At 62.1% G+C, this 17041-nt stretch carries 14 protein-coding genes and 1 other RNA gene; 4 read left to right on the plus strand and 11 right to left on the minus strand.

Annotated elements, in window-relative coordinates; all coding sequences use genetic code 11:
• The first annotated feature begins 6 nt into the window (after positions 1 to 6).
• The 4 genes from CXR43_RS04730 to gmd all read left to right on the plus strand — a co-directional run bounded on the left by CXR43_RS04730 (position 7) and on the right by gmd (position 5644).
• Positions 7 to 2901 carry a glycosyltransferase gene (locus CXR43_RS04730; protein WP_103332929.1) on the plus strand — a complete coding sequence of 965 codons (2895 nt, stop codon included), beginning with the start codon at positions 7 to 9 and terminating at the stop codon, positions 2899 to 2901.
• Between the two features lie 52 nt (positions 2902 to 2953).
• Positions 2954 to 3664, plus strand: a complete 711-nt coding sequence (locus CXR43_RS04735) for a sulfotransferase family protein (RefSeq protein ID WP_103332930.1) — start codon at positions 2954 to 2956, stop codon at positions 3662 to 3664.
• Between the two features lie 115 nt (positions 3665 to 3779).
• Complete coding sequence (locus tag CXR43_RS04740) at positions 3780 to 4493, plus strand: class I SAM-dependent methyltransferase (protein WP_146036469.1); 714 nt, start codon at positions 3780 to 3782, stop codon at positions 4491 to 4493.
• A gap of 26 nt (positions 4494 to 4519) precedes the next feature.
• Entirely contained in the window at positions 4520 to 5644 is a 1125-nt protein-coding gene (gmd, locus tag CXR43_RS04745) for a GDP-mannose 4,6-dehydratase (protein ID WP_103332932.1), read from the plus strand.
• A gap of 24 nt (positions 5645 to 5668) precedes the next feature.
• Here gmd and CXR43_RS04750 read toward each other — a convergent pair whose 3' ends face one another.
• From CXR43_RS04750 to CXR43_RS04800, 11 genes are all read right to left on the minus strand, one after another.
• Positions 5669 to 6589 carry a sulfotransferase gene (locus CXR43_RS04750; RefSeq protein WP_103332933.1) on the minus strand — a complete coding sequence of 307 codons (921 nt, stop codon included), beginning with the start codon at positions 6587 to 6589 and terminating at the stop codon, positions 5669 to 5671.
• Positions 6586 to 7800, minus strand: a complete 1215-nt coding sequence (locus tag CXR43_RS04755; RefSeq protein WP_103332934.1) for a hypothetical protein — start codon at positions 7798 to 7800, stop codon at positions 6586 to 6588. Before CXR43_RS04755 ends, CXR43_RS04750 begins: the two co-directional genes overlap by 4 nt.
• Positions 7801 to 7881: 81 nt before the next feature.
• The gene (locus tag CXR43_RS04760; protein ID WP_103332935.1) at positions 7882 to 9015 is read right to left on the minus strand and encodes a polysaccharide biosynthesis/export family protein; all 1134 of its coding nucleotides are present in this window, start codon (positions 9013 to 9015) and stop codon (positions 7882 to 7884) included.
• 198 nt (positions 9016 to 9213) lie between these two features.
• Positions 9214 to 10092, minus strand: coding sequence for a glucose-1-phosphate thymidylyltransferase RfbA (gene rfbA / locus CXR43_RS04765; RefSeq protein ID WP_103332936.1), 879 nt, complete (start codon positions 10090 to 10092; stop codon positions 9214 to 9216).
• Positions 10089 to 10943 (minus strand): dTDP-4-dehydrorhamnose reductase, encoded by an 855-nt coding sequence (gene rfbD / locus CXR43_RS04770; protein WP_103332937.1) that lies wholly within the window; start codon positions 10941 to 10943, stop codon positions 10089 to 10091. Before rfbD ends, rfbA begins: the two co-directional genes overlap by 4 nt.
• Positions 10940 to 11980, minus strand: coding sequence for a dTDP-glucose 4,6-dehydratase (rfbB, locus tag CXR43_RS04775; RefSeq protein ID WP_103332938.1), 1041 nt, complete (start codon positions 11978 to 11980; stop codon positions 10940 to 10942). Before rfbB ends, rfbD begins: the two co-directional genes overlap by 4 nt.
• On the minus strand, positions 11977 to 12543 hold the full coding sequence (rfbC, locus tag CXR43_RS04780; RefSeq protein ID WP_103332939.1) for a dTDP-4-dehydrorhamnose 3,5-epimerase: 567 nt from the start codon (positions 12541 to 12543) through the stop codon (positions 11977 to 11979). Before rfbC ends, rfbB begins: the two co-directional genes overlap by 4 nt.
• A gap of 282 nt (positions 12544 to 12825) precedes the next feature.
• Entirely contained in the window at positions 12826 to 14211 is a 1386-nt protein-coding gene (gene rimO / locus CXR43_RS04785) for a 30S ribosomal protein S12 methylthiotransferase RimO (protein ID WP_103332940.1), read from the minus strand.
• A 116-nt stretch (positions 14212 to 14327) separates the two neighbouring features.
• Positions 14328 to 14981: a DUF1194 domain-containing protein gene (locus CXR43_RS04790; RefSeq protein ID WP_103332941.1), complete on the minus strand. Its 654-nt coding sequence runs from the start codon at positions 14979 to 14981 to the stop codon at positions 14328 to 14330.
• A gap of 70 nt (positions 14982 to 15051) precedes the next feature.
• Positions 15052 to 15406: a transfer-messenger RNA gene (gene ssrA, locus CXR43_RS04795) on the minus strand.
• A gap of 217 nt (positions 15407 to 15623) precedes the next feature.
• A complete protein-coding gene (locus CXR43_RS04800) occupies positions 15624 to 16676 on the minus strand; it encodes an ABC transporter substrate-binding protein (protein WP_103332942.1) in 1053 nt (350 codons plus the stop codon).
• Positions 16677 to 17041: the final 365 nt, after the last annotated feature.

Here is a 17041-nt window from a genome sequence, read left to right on the forward strand (position 1 = left end):
TGCCGTTTGATCACCCTTGTCACCACCATTGGCGATCTGCCCCCTGACCGCCGCGATCCGGTCTTGTCTGCGCTGCGGGCCAATCTGGCACTGGCTGCCGTGGGACAGATCGTGGTTTTGACAGAGGGCCGTCCGGATTGGTTGCGCCTCGCCGCCGGAGCACAGGGGGGCCGTATCCGCATCGAACACACCGCAGCGCGCCCGACCTTCGCCGAGCTGTTCGCCCTGGCCAACGGCTGCCTTGCACAAGGCGCGCGGGCGGCAATGGTGCTGAATGCAGATATCAGCCTTGCGGACAACGGATCGGCGTTGCGGCTGACCGAAACGCTGGAAGCGATGACAGCCGATGGTTCGCCGGTGGTATTTGCCCTCACCCGCCACGACAGGGAAAACGGCAGGCCGACGATCACCCTGTATGACAGCAATGGTCTTCCCAACACCCTTTCAGCTGATGCCTGGGCCTTCTGTCAGCCGCTGCAGGTGACCCGGGCGCTGTTCTACTCTCCGGGCCAGATGAACTGCGACATGCTGCTGACCCATGATCTGATCGGGTCTGGCTTCAGGGTGTTCAATCCCTGTCTGGACATCGTGCTGCACCATCATGAACCCGGCAAGGATGATGCCTTCTATCGGGCAAAGAACAAGGAAGGGCAGGTGCAGGATCTGCTGGAGCGCCATGTCAGCCTGAATGCCGTGTCGCCATGGAACTACTTTGGCAGCCCATGGGTCAAGACCCGGTGGTTGACGGCGGGATACCGGCCCAACCCCGCCAGCACCAGCACTGGAAAGATCCTTGTTTGCGTGCCCTCGGGCACGGAACGGCAGCTTGAAACGGTTCTTCCTGAGCTGCATCGCCTGTCTGACGTGCATAGGCTTGAGGTCGTCATTCTGTGTGACGCCGATCCCGACCAGATCATCACGGACAATCTGGCGCGGCTTGCGGATTTTCCCGCCGCCTCCGTGCAAAGGCCGCGTGACGGGGTCGGGCCCCTGCGTCGCGCGTTGCTGGCGGGGGATCAGCATGGCATGAAAAGCCTTGCCTTCAGCCCTGCCATCGACCGCATCAACGCGGCCCTTCTGGCCGAGGTCGAAGGTGTGGTGCTGACTTTGGGGTGCGGCAGTCCGTCGCCTGCACCGGTGGACTTTGGCTGCACGCTGATCACTTCAGTGTTTCGTGCCGAAGATTTCATGCGCGGCTTTTTGGCCAACTGCAGCCGGCTTGACGGTTATGGCGACCAGATTGAGCATCTGTTCCTCGTGTCCGCCCTGTCACCGCCCGAGGCAGGGCTTCTCGACGGGCACCTGATGTGCCATTCCTGTTCCACAGTGCTTTGGTATCGCAAGGACCCCGGGCTCTATGCCTGTTGGAATATCGGCATCCGGGTGGCACGGACGCCCTATGTCTCAAACGCAAATGTTGATGACCTGCGCGATCCGGCCCATGTGGCCACACTGGTGGCTGATCTGGAAACCCGGCCCGAGGTGCTGGTGGCGGCCACCGCCCTGAACCCGTTCACAACCTTCCCCGATGACGGAAGCCTGCCTGACAACCGGGATGCATGGTATGCTGACAGGCCCGGGGCGTTCGGGTTTCATGATCTGGCCCGCCTGACGGATCAGGACCCGCCTGGCCTCGTGCCGGTCAACATGCCCCACTGCATGCCGGTCTGGCGGCGCGCGCTGCATACCCGCTTCGGTTGGTTCGACGAAGGGCGCTATGGCACCTATGCTGATTGGGCGTTCTGGCTCAAGGTGTTGCAGGGCGGCGGGTCTGGCTGGCTCAACCCGGCCCCTTTGGGGTTCTATTTCGTCAACCCCAATTCGCATAACCGGCGCGGCACCGATCTGGACCGGCTGCACAAACAGGTGGAAGATACATTTCTGCCGCTGTTTTTGGCCGGGCGCGACAGGGTGCCGTCAAAACACTGCAATCTGCTGCGCGATGTGCCGCGCAAATTGTGCCTGGGCCAAAAGGGCCGTGATTTTGGCCAGCATCGCAACAATTTCAACACGCTGGTCAATGCGCTGACCCCTCTGGAAACCGACACCGAGGAGGGGGTGCTGTTCATCCCCTTTCTGGAACGCCAGTTTGTCTGGGGCACGGAGACGGGTGAGGCACGGTCTTCTGACGTCCGCCCCCTGACCCGGCCATGGATCGGCATTCTGCATGTTCCGTTTGAGACGCCGGACTGGTTCGAACCAGCGGCCCGGCCCGAAGCATTCCTGGTCTCTGACCTGTTCCGGCAATCGCTGCCGGCCTGTCGCGGGATCATGACGCTGGCGCAGGATCTGGAGGCGGATCTCAACCAGTTCCTGCCTGGCCTGCCCACGCTGGCGGTGAAACACCCGACCAGCTATGACGCCACCCCCTTCGATCCCGACGCCTATCGCGTGGCACCTTCGGTGGTGCAGGTGGGTGATTGGCTGCGCCGGTTGCAGGCGATCCACCGGCTGCGCGCCCCTGGCCACCGGCGGATCATGCTGACAAAACACTGGACCCGCGCGTTTCTGGACCGCGAGATTTCGGTGTTTGGCGATCAGCGCGATCCCTGTGTCGAGATGGTGGAATTCATCCCCAATGACCGCTACGACGCGTTGCTGTCATCTGCGGTGGTGTTGTGCCTGCTGTACGGCACGGCGGCCAACAATGTGGTGATCGAATGCATCGCCCGCGCCACGCCCATCCTCATCAACCCGCTGCCTGCGGTGGTGGAATATCTGGGGGCGGACTATCCGCTTTATGTGACGGATGAAGCCGAGGCGGATCGGGCATTGTCGACCCCCGGCCTTGTGGCGGAGGGCCACCGCTATCTGATGCAGCGTCGGGCACGGATTGACCTGAGCTATGAGGGGTTTTGCCGAAGTGTGGCAACGTCAGCGTTTTTCTTGCAGTTGAAATGAAATCTTGGTCCACAGATTTTTGCTGTGACGCCATGGAGTACGGGTATCGGCGGTGACAAAAAGAATAGCATTCATTTCTGGTGTTGCTCGATCGGGAACTTCCGCGCTCGTGGAAGTGCTCAATTCAAATCCATATTTTTATATCGGGATGGAGCGATACTATTTTGCGATTGAAGGTGGGTGGCTAAAGGATGAACATTTTGAAAAAGATCGCTATCTAGATGTAAAGCCAGGAGACTCCCATGGGCAAGGATTCAAAGTTGACCCTCAGCAGCGACTGATAAAATACGAGCGGGCAATGATGATCGGGGATAAGTACCCTCTTCTTTATAAAAATCTAGAGGTAATTCTCCAAAGGTTTCCGCAGGCCGAGCATGTCTACATTGTGCGAAATCCTCTGTCTGTCATCGAAAGCTACAATTCTCGCTTCACAGATTTGAACGACACCTGGAACCGGCCATGGAAGCTTGGTCTTGAAGAGTGGAACGCCAGCATCCGGACTGTAATGCAGCAACCCGAAGAAGTGTTGAGGAAGTTCCATTTCATAATATACGAAAACTTTTTCTCAAGTGCGGTGCACATGAATGCTCTTTATGAAGCGCTTGGTGCCTCGCCACTTTCAGAGGACCAGCTGACTTCATTTGTAGAAAAGTTCAGGGCATTGAACGAAAAGCCTGTGCTTCGAAATGATGAGTTCCGCGCTTTCGTGGCGCGACATGCCGATTGGGCAACATATAACAGATTACTTGACAGGATCAACTGATCCATGACCGCTGCCACGCTTCAAGATCGCTTTTCTAAAGGTTGTCTCACCAATTAACACCATAGTCCGAAACGTGACTGGATGGCTGATCATTAAATTTCTGAAGGCAAATATCGTGTATAACACTTGGCTTGATACTTACGCGCAGGACGGTTTCCCCAAAGTTGAAGGCTGGGTTGACGCCCGTCTTCTCCCGATCCTGAAACTGCTGCATCAAACGCAGGCCGAAATGGCTGTCCAAGGTGGCGCGCTGGAAATCGGGGTGCACCACGGGCGGTTCTTCTTGCCGCTCAATGCCATGGTGGCACCGGGGGAGGCATCTTCCTTCGCGATTGACCTTTTTGAGGATCAGGCGCTGAACATCGACAGGAGCGGCCATGGCAGCAGCAGCAAATTTGCGGAAAGCCTGCGTCTGTATGACCGCCATGGCGGCGCAAATGTGCAAATCATCGCAGGGGATTCCACGCGTCTGCGACACGGCGATCTGGCCCGGTTCCGCGCCATTCCGCCAAAGGTTATCTCGATTGACGGGGGCCACACGGTCGAGCACACCCTCAGCGACCTGCAGTTTGCCGAAGCCATCCTTCACGACAAGGGCGCGGTGTTTCTGGACGACATTCTCAACGCCCATTGGATTGGGGTGTTCGAAGGCGCGGTGACCTACCTGCAGCGGCGCCCTACGCTTTGGCCCGTTTTCATCGGCTACAACAAGCTGATCCTGGTGCCAATGTCTGTGCACGCCAGCTACCTGGCGTCGCTGCGCAAACATCTGCCCGGTGGCAAGATCATGGCCCTGTGCGGCTATTCCCTGCTGGCCCCGGCGGCCTGACCTGTAACCGAAGACGGGAACGATACATGACCAAACGCGCGCTCATTACCGGCATCACGGGTCAGGATGGCTCTTATCTGGCCGAATTTCTGCTGGACAAGGGCTATGAGGTGCATGGCATCAAGCGGCGCGCGTCGCAGTTCAACACCCAGCGGATCGACCACATCTATCAGGATCGGCATCTTGATAACGCGCGGCTGCGCCTGCATTATGGCGATCTGTCGGACACCTCGAACCTGACCCGCATTCTGGCGCAGGCGCAGCCGGATGAAGTGTATAATCTGGGGGCGCAAAGCCATGTTGCGGTCAGCTTCGAGGCCCCCGAATACACCGCCGATGTCGATGCGACCGGCACCCTGCGCCTGCTGGAGGCGATCCGCTTTCTGGGGCTGGATCAGAAGACACGCTTCTATCAGGCCTCAACCTCGGAGCTTTACGGGCTGGTGCAGGAAACCCCGCAGCGCGAGACTACGCCGTTCCACCCGCGCAGCCCCTATGCTGTGGCCAAGCTCTATGCCTATTGGATCACGGTGAACTATCGTGAGGCTTACGGCATGTTTGCCTGCAACGGCATATTGTTCAACCATGAAAGTCCGCGCCGCGGCGAAACCTTCGTGACCCGCAAGATCACCCGGGGCCTCGCCAATATCGCGCAAGGGCTGGAGCACTGCCTGTACATGGGCAATATCGACTCGCTGCGCGACTGGGGCCATGCCAGGGATTACGTCCGCATGCAGTGGATGATGTTGCAGCAAGACAGTGCCGAAGACTATGTGATTGCGACCGGAAAACAGTACTCGGTCCGCGATTTCATCACCTGGACCGCGGCCGAGCTTGGCCTGCGGCTCAGCTTTCAGGGCGAAGGGGTGGATGAAACCGCAACGGTGGTCGATGTGCAGGGCGACAAGGCCCCGGCGGTCCGCCCCGGCCAGGTGGTGCTGCGGATCGACCCCCGCTATTTCCGCCCGGCCGAAGTGGAAACCCTCTTGGGCGACCCAACAAAGGCCCGCGAAAAGCTGGGCTGGACGCCCGAGATCACCGCGCAGGAGATGTGTGCCGAAATGGTCGCGCATGACCTGAATGCGGCCCGGCGGCACGCGCTGCTCAAAGCCCATGGCCATGATCTGCCGGTCAGCCGGGAAGACAGTTGACCGCAGGATGCGCACCCATTTCAGCTATGGATCGTAGCCAAGCTGCGCACAGAGCTGGATATAACGCGGGTCGCCGCGTTGTGCCTCGATCTGTGGCGGAACCGGACGGCGGGGGCGGGGGGCGATGGTGTTGCCCGTCCGCCCACTGTCGCCGCTGATCTGAATGGCACCGATCAGATCAAGTGCCAAAGGGTCAAATGTCAGATCCAGATAGCGACAGATCCGTTCCAGCCCCGCTTGCGGATCTGCGACAAATTCTTCATAGCGCAGCATTGGCAGGCCGGCATGCCGGGTCAGAAAGGCGGTATAGCGCTCACTGTATTCGTCCAGTGTGAAGGGCGAAAAATCGTGCCACCAATGCGCATCAAGCGCGATGAAACTGTCCAGCGGGTGGCGCACGGTAACCAGAGCCTTGACCGTACAGCATTGGGCCAGCATCTCATACACGGTCGGGCGCGTACTGTGGTCGATTGCCATGCAGAATTGCGAATGGGGATGGTCGCGCAGCACCAGCCGCTGGCCCCGCCTATCCAAAGCGGCCACGGTTGTCGCGATGGCAGACTGAAACGCTGCCACAATAACGCTCTGATCCACCCGCTCTTCGGCGCGGAGCAGGGCCAGCAGCACATCGTTCGGCGCAAATTTCAAGTATTTCGGCCCCAGCTTGATCCGGCTCAGCGGATCAATCTCGCTCATCAGCACAGTGTTGGGCAGGGCTGCCACGCAGCGCGACAGCAAGGTGCCGCCGGTGCAGGCAAAATGGTGCAGACTGCGGATGGGGGCCGGCTCTGCAAATCCGTCACAGAGCGCCACGCATTGCGCCAACAGGCTGGGCAGAGGCTCTGTCCCGCCCGCATGATCTGCCGTGCCGCGATACTCGGCCAGCAGATCTAGCGCGTCGTTCAGATCTGCGGCAAGCTTTCGGGTGCTGGGCGGGCGGGTCATCGCGCCGATCCCGGCCCGGTCTTGCGGCGCTTCTTGTCCTTTTGCGGAGCTTGCAAGGAGCCGGGGTGGACCTGCCCCATATCCTTGCCGATTGGCTCTGCCGGGGCCTCTGGCTGACCGATGTTCAGCGCGTGCAGATGCGCCGCCGCCTGTGCCAGTCTGGGGGTCAGATTGCGCAACAGGTCTTCCTGACGCTGACGGTCCCGCGTGCTGTGCTCAAGTTGCGAGCGCAGATCACGCAGGTCCAGTGTCTGCATGGCCTGCAATCGCGCCGCAAGGGCCAGTTCTGCCAGACAATCATCGCGTTTCTTGATCGCCTCGGCTGCGGCGGTCTGCTGCAGCGCAAGGGTTTGGCGTAGGGAGTCCTGTTCGGCCCGCAGGGCGGCCAGGGACTGGTCCGCCGCATCCTTCGCCTCTTGCAGGGAGCGGGTCTGGGCCAGCAGCTGTGCCTCGCGAGCCTCTGCCTCGGTCTGCGCGCAGAGCAGCCGCGCCTCTGCCTCTGCCTGCGCCGCCCGCACCGTGGCCAGAGTTGCCGTCAGCGCTTTCACCTGCAGATCAAGCGCGGTGATTTGTCTGGCCTTCAGGTCGGGCCGAAAGCAGAGCATCGGCCAATCCGGATCGGTGTTGTCACAGGCGGTCAGGTCATAAGCCCGTTCCCGCAGCAAGTGCTCGAGATCAGCCCGCCCCTTGGCACCGTCGAAAAATGCCGCCTCGCCGCAGTGCAGGGTGATCTGGGTGATCCGGTCCGGTCCCAGAAAGTGCCAGAGCGCGTCCAGAATTTCGGCTTCCGCCCCCGGGCAGAGGACCTGCACGGCGACATCGCCCCCGGTCGGCAGCACCCGGGCCAGATCCTGTGGGCCCAGGCGCTGCACAGGCCTGCGCCCGGTCACCATCAGACCCGGCAGCAGGTCACGCAGGGCAGCCGTCGGGGCCGAAAGGCTGGCCAATCCGGGCATATTGTAGTGTATCACCTCAGAGTCGCCTGTCTCTGGGCCGGGAATTGCCGCGATATGGGTTACATCGACGGGCACCTGCGCTGTGCCGTCAGGGGGGGCTGGCGAAAACACCAGGCATCGCGCAAGCACAGGCCCCGCCACCGGGCCGGTTGCAGGGGGCACGCCACCAAGAGATATGATCAGCAGGGTAGATTCGGGCAGTGGGTGATCCTTGGCACTGTTCTGGTTTTCCGACATTGCACCCCCGACCATCATGCACGTTTCACACTCTCGACCCCGCAGTGGACCGCAGGGCAACCGGACCACCTTAGGCCTCGCGCGTGCCCGGGGCCGCGGTCAGTCTGAAGTCGCCACATTGCGCAACCCGAAGGCACTGCCGAACAGCCCCATGATCGACGTCGCGGCCACCATCGGCGATTCTGTTACCAGAATGGTGTCCTTGGGATTGATCTCGAAGGCGCGTGCGGCGAACAGGCCCGCGGCACTGGTCAGGTCGATTGTGAACACCACCTGCGTCTTGCCCGGCCCCGATCCGTCCGCGCGCACATCCTTTGCCGCATAGTTGCGCAGCACGAGAATGCCCTTCGGGTCAGCCCGCGCATCGACCAGACCGCCGACCCGCGACAAAGCCTCCATCGCGCTGACAGCCTCGCGGTCGAAATAGATCAACTCTTCCCGCCCGGTTGCCCCCATGGCGGTGAAATAGCGGCGGTCTTCCTCGACAAAGACCTTGTCACCGCCTGTCATCAGCACGTTTTTTGACCCGTCGGAAAACAGGGTTTCCGACCGGATCTCATAGGTCCGCCCATCCCGGATCAACCGGACCAGCGGGTTGCGCAGGGTAGAGGAGATGCCGCCGGCCTGGGCAATCAGCGACAGGATCGTGGTGTTGCGGTCCATCAGCGGATAGGGCCCGGCACGGCCCACCCCGGTGACGACATCGACCGAGTTCAGACGGCCGACCTCGACCGTCAGCTGCACCTGTGCCGAGGGGACGGTGGGGGCAAGTGCGCTTTCAATCTCTTGCCGCACCTGAGACGGGGTTTTGCCGCGCACCAGGATGTCGCCGACATAGGGCACGAACAAGGTGCCTTCGGGGGACACCATCAGATTGGGCAGGCTTACCGACCGCTCTCCCGCGGTGGCAATCAGCGAGTTGCTTTGCGGGTCCCAGATCACCAGCGAAATCCGGTCGCCGGGGGCGATCAGCGGGCTGTTCGCGCCTGACCCATTGGGAAGCCACTGATAAGACCCGGCCCAACCGGTACGGGGCCACTGTGCCACCTGATCGACCGAGGCTCGCGTCACCTCAACCACTTGAAAATCGGCATTTACATTGGATTTGCCGCGCAACACCTCGCTTTGCAGCGCGGCCCCCCGGGGCGTGGAGCATCCGGACAGGGCGACCAGGGCCAGCAAAGCCACAGCCAGCCGCAAAGCGGGGCTGGCCAGTGTCTGTTGCTCACGCATTCCTGTCACTTCCCAAGAACCATCTTCCTGTTGTCCTGACGGACCGAACAGCAAGATCACCCCCTGTTCACCGGCGTTTTGCGATGGGACACCCCAAGCTGACGCCGCACCCACACCAGACTGCGTGCAACATAATGGTTAATAAATCGTTTCTATGACCCTGCCAAACCCAGCCGGTACGCGCGAACTGCGACGGGTTCAGCCTTGCTGCGCAACCGTCAGCAGGTACTTGCCATAGTCGTTTTTGCGGAAGACACCGGCCCGCCGCATCAGATCATCCGCTGTGATCCATCCCAGAACATAGGCGATTTCGTCGGGACAGCCGACTTGCAGGCCTTGCCGCCCGGTCAGGGTCCGCACGAAATTTCCGGCGTCCAGCAGGCTTTCATGGGTTCCGGTGTCCAGCCAGGCATAGCCGCGGCCCATCTGCTCGACCTGCAGACTGCCTTCGGACAGATAGGCGGCCAACAGATCCACGATCTCCAGCTCGCCGCGCGGTGAGGGCTTGATCTGGCTGGCGAATTTGGGCGCACGGCCATCGAGGAAATAGAGCCCCGTCACGGCGTAATTTGACGGCGGCACAGGCGGCTTTTCAATGATCTCCTTCACGGTGCCGTTGCCGTCAAAGGCCACCACGCCATAGCGTTCCGGGTCGGTGACACGGTAGCCAAAGACGGTGCCGCCGGTCTCGCGGCTGTCTGCGGCTTTCAGAAGCTCTGGCAGGCCATGACCAAAGAAGATGTTGTCGCCCAGCACCATGGCCGAGGGTGCGCCATCCAGAAACGCCTCTGTCAGCAGATAGGCCTGCGCCAGACCGTCAGGCGTGGGCTGGACGATCCATTCAAACCGCAGGCCCCATTGCGACCCGTCACCCATGAGGCGTTTGAACTGCTCCTGATCTTCCGGCGTGGTCACAATCGCAATCTCGCGGATGCCTGCCAGCATCAGCGTCGACAGCGGGTAATAGATCATCGGCTTGTCATAGACCGGCAACAGCTGCTTGGAGACGCCCATGGTGATGGGCCAAAGCCGCGTGCCCGAGCCGCCTGCCAGAATGATTCCCTTGCGTTGTGTCATGCCATAACCTTCAAATCTGTAAGAACATCGCGCAGCCCTGCCTGCCAGTCCGGCCGGGCGATTCCAAACGCGGTAAGGGTGGTGGTGCAGTCCATCCGCGAATTGAGCGGTCGCCGCGCCGGGGTCGGATAATCTGCGGTGGCAATGTCCACCACGTCCACCTTGCGCCCGGACAGGGCAAAGATCGTCCGGGCAAATTCAGCCCATGTCGTGTCGGGCGCGCCGGAAAAATGATAACTGCCTGACAGGGCAGGGTCTTCGCGCAGCCGTTGCGCCATGATCAGGCAGGCCTGTGCAATGGCCGCTGCCGGGGTCGGGCCGCCAACCTGATCGCCCACCACCGTCAGCCGGTCGCGGGTTTCTGACAGGCGCAGCATGGTCTTTACGAAATTCGCACCATCGGCGGAAAAGACCCAGGACGTGCGCAAGATGCCATGCACGGCCCCGGTTGCGCGCAACAGCGCCTCTCCTTCCGCCTTGGAGCGCCCATAGGCCCCCAGCGGGGCCAGCGGGTCGGTCGGATGGAACGGAGCGGTGCCTGCTCCGTCGAACACGTAATCGGTCGAGATATGCACCAGCGGAATTGCCAGCTCTGCACAGGCCCGTCCCAAGGCCTCGGGGGCCAGGGCATTGACCGCATGCGCCACGGCTTCTTCGGTTTCGGCCTTGTCCACCGCCGTATAGGCGGCGGCGTTGATCACGGCTTCCGGACTAACCTGCGCAATCGCTGCGGCGCAGGCGGCAGGATCGGTCAGGTCGGCGCGGTCGCGGCCCAGAAAGGTGGCCTCCGGCACCAGCCGTGCCAAGGCGTGCGCCACCTGTCCGCTTTGCCCGAAGACCAGCAGCTTCATGGTGCTGTCCCCAGCCGCTGCCCCACGCCCTGCCGGTCCAGCAACGGGCGCCACCAGCTTTCATTGTCCAGATACCAGCGCACCGTGCGGCGCAGCCCTTCCTCGACCGTGACCGATGGCCGCCAGCCCAGTTCTTCGCGCATCCGGCTGGGATCGATGGCATAGCGGGCGTCATGGCCGGGACGGTCGATCACAAAGCTGATCAGACGGTCATGCGGGGCACCCGCCGGGCGCATCTCATCGAGCAATTCGCAGATCGTGCGCACCAGATCGATGTTGCGCCGCTCATTCTCGCCGCCGATGGCATAGCTGCGCCCCGGTACGCCTTTTTCCAGCGCGATCAGCAGGGCGGTCGCATGGTCTTCGACATAAAGCCAGTCGCGCACATTTTCGCCCTTGCCATACACCGGGATCGGGCGGCCATGCAGCGCGTTCAGGATGACCACCGGGATCAGCTTTTCGGGGAAGTGGAAGGGGCCGTAATTGTTGGAACAATTGGTCAGCACCACCGGCAGTCCATAGGTTTCATGCCAGGCGCGCACCAGATGGTCACTTGCCGCCTTCGAGGCCGAATAGGGGCTGCGCGGGTCGTAAGGCGTGGTCTCGTCAAACTGGCCGGTGGGACCAAGGCTGCCGAAGACTTCATCGGTGGAAATATGGTGAAAGCGGAATGTATCCGGCCGGCCAGCCGCCTGCCAATGCGCGCGCGCCGCCTCCAGCATGTTGAAGGTGCCGGTGATATTGGTATCTATGAAATCGCCCGGCCCGTCGATCGAGCGGTCGACATGGCTTTCCGCCGCCAGATGCATCACGGCATCGGGTTTATGAGTGCTGAAAATCCGGTTCAGGGCGGCACGGTCGCGGATATCGGCCTGCTCGAACTGATACAGGGGCGAATTGCCGACCGAAGCCACATTGGCCAGATTGGCGGCATAGGTCAGCGCATCCAGATTGACCACATGATGCCCCAGCGCTACCGCCTGCCGCACCACGGCCGATCCGATGAACCCCGCGCCGCCGGTGATCAGAATTTTCATGCGTATGTTCCCGTCACAAAAGGCGTTTCAAAACCGGCAAAGGGTGGCGCGGCACGATCCTTGTCGGACAGGATCGGCTGGGCCACCGGCAAAGGCCAGTCGATGCCACAACTGTCCCATCGCACTGCCCCATCACAGTCTGGCGCGTAGACATCGGTGCATTTGTACTGCACCTCGGTATCGGCCAGCAAAGTGACAAAGCCGTGCAAAAAGCCCTTTGGCACCAGAAGCTGATGGCCGTTGTCGGCGGTCAGTTCCGCGCCGGTCCACTGGCCATAGGTCGCTGAACCCTGCCGCACATCGACCGCCACATCAAAGATCGCACCGCGCGTGCAGCGGACCAGTTTGTCCTGCGCCCGGGGCGGTTTCTGGAAATGCAGGCCGCGCAAGGTGCCCGGTTCGGCGGAAAAGGAATGGTTGTCCTGCACAAAGGCAAGGTCCAATCCGGCCGCCGCCATCCGTTCGGCATTCCAGCTTTCCGTGAACCAGCCACGGGCATCGCCAAAGCGCCGGGGTGTCAGCAGCATGACCCCTGGCAAAGAGGTGGGTTTGACATCAAGCATGATCGGTAATGCCTCGGTTTTTCAGCGCCGCAGGTCCCGGAATGCGGGCGGCAGCGCGGTTGCAGGTCTGGCGGGGGCAAGGCCGTTCACGCCCGGTATAAACATGGTCACTCATTGTGTGGGTCACTCTACCTGATCAGACGTCGAAATCGTGAATATTTGGCGAAACTATGCTGAAAATGCGGTGGATTGTCACTTTGGCACCAGATCTGATGAAAAAAGATACAGGCGGGGGCGTCAGGGCAGGCAGAGCCGGAAGGTCGGCCCGGTGCGGGCCGCCCGTCACCCCAGCCGCCGCCCCCAAAGATCATAGTCCCCGGCCTCATCCACCGTGACCGGCACGATGTCACCGGGGGTGAGACCTTCAAAGCCTTCGTCGATGAACAGGTTGCCGTCGATTTCCGGGGCATCGGCCATGGTGCGGCAGGTGGCGCCATCGGCATCGACCGTATCGACGATCACCTGCAGGGTACGGCCCACCTTTGCGGCCAGCTTGGCCTCGGAAATGCCTTGCGCCTTTTCCATGAACCGGTCCCAGCGGTCCTGCTTTTCTTCGGCAGGCACGTGGCCCGGCAGATCATTGCTGCGCGCACCCGCGACGTTTTCGTATTGAAAACAGCCCACCCGGTCCAGTTGCGCCTCGTCCAGCCAGTCGAGCAGGGTCTGGAATTCGGCCTCGGTTTCGCCGGGATAGCCGACGATGAAGGTGGAGCGCAGGGTGATATCCGGGCAGGCCGCGCGCCAGGCGGCGATTTCGTCCAGCGTCCTGGCGGCCGCTGCGGGCCGTGCCATGCGGCGCAGCACGTCCGGATGGGCGTGCTGGAACGGGATGTCGAGATAGGGCAAGATCAGCCCTTCGGCCATCAGCGGGATCAGGTCGCGCACATGCGGGTAGGGGTAGACGTAATGCAGCCGCACCCAGGCCCCCAGCTTGCCCATCTCGCGCGCAAGGTCGGTGATATGCGCCCGCACCTCGCCACCCTTCCAGGGCGACAGATCATGCTTGCGGTCCACCCCATAGGCAGAGGTGTCCTGGCTGATCACCAAGAGCTCGCGCACCCCGGCCTCAACAAGCTTTTCCGCCTCTCGCAGCACGGCATGGGCCGGGCGGCTGACCAGACGGCCGCGCATGTCGGGGATGATGCAGAACTTGCACTTGTGGTTGCAACCTTCTGAAATCTTGAGATAACTATAGTGGCGCGGCGTCAGGCTGACGTTGCGGGCAGGCAGCAGGTCAATGAACGGATCGGGCGCGGGGGGGACCGCAGAATGCACCGCGTCCAGCACCGCCTCATACTGATGCGGGCCGGTCACGGCGAGAACCTTCGGATGCGCGCCGGTGATGTATTCAGGCTCCGCGCCCAGACACCCCGTAACGATCACCCGGCCATTTTCTGCGAGGGCCTCACCGATGGCATCCAGGCTTTCGGCCTTGGCGCTGTCCAGAAAGCCGCAGGTGTTGACGATCACCGCATCCGCACCCTTGTAGTCGGGGCTGATCGCATAGCCTTCGGCGCGCAGCCGGGTCAGGATGCGTTCGGAATCGACCAGCGCCTTGGGGCAGCCAAGGCTGACCATGCCGATGGTGGGCTGGCCGGGGCGGGGGGCCTCGGTGAAGGTGGCCCTTGGGGCCAGATCGGGGCGAAGATTGGGCGGGTTGTGCGACATGGCGCGGTCTATACCCCGGTTTTGCGCAGGCGGATAGGGGGGTAAGACCCGCCTCGGGCACCTCCCACCCGCCCACCCCGGTGCCCTCGGCGGGTCTTTGGCAAAGGGGCAAGCCGTCAGGACGCGGGTTTTTCCAGCTCGCGCAGCAGTTTTTGCCGGATGGCCTGCGGGTAGGCGGCGAGGCCCCGGGAGGTCATCACAAAGCCGCCGGGCGTGATGATCCAATTGCGGTAGAACTGGGTGATGGCGGTGGACTGGCCCAGATCCTCGATCGCAATGGCATTGATCGCGACCCCGGCGGCATTGGCGCGGCTGCGGGCGGCGCGGGCGGTATTGCCGCTGTTTTCCGGCCCGTCGCCAGAGATATCGATGATTTTCCGTTTGCATTCCGGAACTTGGGCAAAGAGTGCCAGGCTTGCGTCAATCGCCTGACCCACCGCCGTGTCGGACCCGGCGAAGGCGCGGGGGGTGGTGCGGATGTGGGTGGCGGCGTCGGTGATGTGCTGGGGGGAGCGCATGCGGGTCCAGGGCAGCACCACTGCTTGCTGGCCCTGTCCGGACCAGTGCAGGACGGCAAGTGCCGCCTGTCCGGCCAGAAGCGCCGCGGCCACCGCGGGGTCTTGCAGGGCGGCGGCGGTGCCGGCGGATTGGATGGCGTATTCACCGGCGTCGATGGAGCCGGACACATCAATGGCCAGCACCAGCGCCACGTCGCAAGGCTGCGCCGGGCTGGGGCAAAGCAGGGCAAGGCACAGGGCAAAGGCGCGCATGCGGCAGCGTCGCGCGGGCCGCCCATTTGCGCAAGTCACGAAGCGGCGATGGGCCGTAACTGTTGGAAAAGGTGCAGGTTTCTGTTGCCAGGTACCTGCGAACCCCGCCTTACGCGGCTAAGCGCAAGGGCTTAAGTTTCGATGTTCGAACTGCTTACGCAGCCAGAGCCATCGGAGCACGGTTGTCGTTTGCAACTGTACATTTGGACCGATTACGGTGGTACCTCACCGAGTGAAAGCTGGCCTCTTTGAACGTTCGTCGATCCTATTTCGACCCCGAACCCCTGAAACGAACAGGTGGAATGGTGGAGTCGCCGGGTACCGCCCCCGGGTCCGAGCCGTCTATTACAGGTGCGTTTATCACCATAGTCCGAGTTGCCCCGAACAGGTTCAATATAGGAGGGGCGAGGGCGGGTCACAAGCCCGGATCGGCAGGGATTTGAGGTATGGCGGGCGTCTGATCTGCGTATGGCTGACGTATGGCAAAGGTAGGGCCGTCCGTGCGCGGGGCCTGCCGCGTGGCGAGGGGGCAGGACCGGCCCGGAAGGAACAGAAAAGCCGGTTGCGCGCCGCGCAAGGGAACGCCCGGCCGGAGGGTCCGGCCGGGCGTCTGGTCAGAGGTGTCCGGTCAGGAGAGCCGGATCAGAAGCCCGATTTGATCAGTTCGAATTCGTTGATCATCCGCTCGCGGAATTCGGCCGATACGGGCGTCTGGGCCAGCAGGGTGGTGGTAACCGGATCGACGAAGGCAGCTTTCAGCGCGTCTTCGGAAATGGTCTTCATCGCTTCGGTGTTGGAATGGGCATAGCCCAGCTCGTCCAGCAGGGCCTGGGCCGAGCCATGCGCCAGAAGCGAATTGATGAAGTCATAGGCCTTGTCTTCCGACCCGGGCTGATTGGCCATGTTCACAAAGCCGCAGAACCAGGTTGCGGCACCCTCGGCCGGGCTGCGTTCGAAGCCGATGGGAAAGCCTTCGGCGGAGAGCAGCGCCACGCCATCGTTCCAGGACCAGGCCACCAGCACCTCGCCGGTTGCCATCAGTTGCGACATTTCGGACGGGTCGGACCAATAGGCGCGCACGTTTTTATGCGCCTCGCGCAGCCAGTCGGCGGCGGCGGTGAACTGCTCATCCGTCACATTGTCCCAGTCCGTCACACCGGTGGCAAGGAAGGCCAGCGACCAGACATCATCGGAACTGTCGGGCAGCGAGGTGCGGCCCGCGTATTTGGGATCGGTGAACACGTTGAGCGTGGCCACATCGGTCGCCGGAACCTCGGTCGTGTTATAGGCGGTGGCGGTATAGGCGTAATCGGTGGGGATGAACCAGACGCCTTCGCCATCCTGAATCAGCTCGGAGTCAAGAAGCTGCGGGGCGAGGTTGGCAAATTCCGGGATCCTGGAGATATCCCAGGGCTCGATCAGGCCAGCTTCGCGGTAGCGGGGCAAGGAGGCGACGCAAGGATGCGCCACATCGGCGGCAAAGCCGGAGGAGACCTTCTGGAACGCCTCATCATCATCGCCGAAAAAGCTGTAGGTCGGCTTTTGCCCGTGTTTGGCAGCATAATCGGTCAGCACACCGTCGATTTCCCAGCCGGCCCAGTCAAAGACCAGCAGATCAGGGTCAGCGGCGCGGGCGGCGGTGGACAGGGCAAGGATGGAGGCGGCGCAGGCAAGCAGGAGTTTCTTGTGGGTCATCAGGAGTCCTCTGTGTTCGATCTGGCCGGGGCATCCCCACGCCACGGTCCCTGCGGGAAAAGTTAATGAAGGAATGCGCGGCTCACAAGCAAAGATCGCATTTTCAACGGATTGTGGGCAGGACAGATTTTGAACAGGGCAGGGGCGGGCCAATCCGGCACGGGCGCGGCCCTGCCGGACCGGCCGGCTGAAGGCAGAGCGGCAGGACGATGGCGCGGATTTGGGCAGGATGCGAACGCAAGACGGCCAGATATCCGGTGCTGTGTGCCGCCCCCGGCATCGTTTTGAACAGATTCTGACGCGGGCCGGGCGGGCGCAGCCGGTGTCTTGCCTTTCCGGGTCCGGCACGGCACCAATGCCGCAGG

This window comes from Pseudotabrizicola formosa, assembly GCF_002900965.1.
GTDB lineage: Bacteria > Pseudomonadota > Alphaproteobacteria > Rhodobacterales > Rhodobacteraceae > Pseudotabrizicola > Pseudotabrizicola formosa.

Bases quoted from the DNA above. Each gene is read 5' to 3' on its own strand.
- gmd (WP_103332932.1), top strand. From the start codon at position 4,520: ATGACCAAACGCGCGCTCATTACCGGCATCACGGGTCAGGATGGCTCT.
- CXR43_RS04750 (WP_103332933.1), bottom strand. From the start codon at position 6,589: ATGACCCGCCCGCCCAGCACCCGAAAGCTTGCCGCAGATCTGAACGAC.
- CXR43_RS04755 (WP_103332934.1), bottom strand. From the start codon at position 7,800: ATGATGGTCGGGGGTGCAATGTCGGAAAACCAGAACAGTGCCAAGGAT.
- CXR43_RS04760 (WP_103332935.1), bottom strand. From the start codon at position 9,015: ATGCGTGAGCAACAGACACTGGCCAGCCCCGCTTTGCGGCTGGCTGTG.
- rfbA (WP_103332936.1), bottom strand. From the start codon at position 10,092: ATGACACAACGCAAGGGAATCATTCTGGCAGGCGGCTCGGGCACGCGG.
- rfbD (WP_103332937.1), bottom strand. From the start codon at position 10,943: ATGAAGCTGCTGGTCTTCGGGCAAAGCGGACAGGTGGCGCACGCCTTG.
- rfbB (WP_103332938.1), bottom strand. From the start codon at position 11,980: ATGAAAATTCTGATCACCGGCGGCGCGGGGTTCATCGGATCGGCCGTG.
- rfbC (WP_103332939.1), bottom strand. From the start codon at position 12,543: ATGCTTGATGTCAAACCCACCTCTTTGCCAGGGGTCATGCTGCTGACA.
- rimO (WP_103332940.1), bottom strand. From the start codon at position 14,211: ATGTCGCACAACCCGCCCAATCTTCGCCCCGATCTGGCCCCAAGGGCC.
- CXR43_RS04790 (WP_103332941.1), bottom strand. From the start codon at position 14,981: ATGCGCGCCTTTGCCCTGTGCCTTGCCCTGCTTTGCCCCAGCCCGGCG.
- CXR43_RS04800 (WP_103332942.1), bottom strand. From the start codon at position 16,676: ATGACCCACAAGAAACTCCTGCTTGCCTGCGCCGCCTCCATCCTTGCC.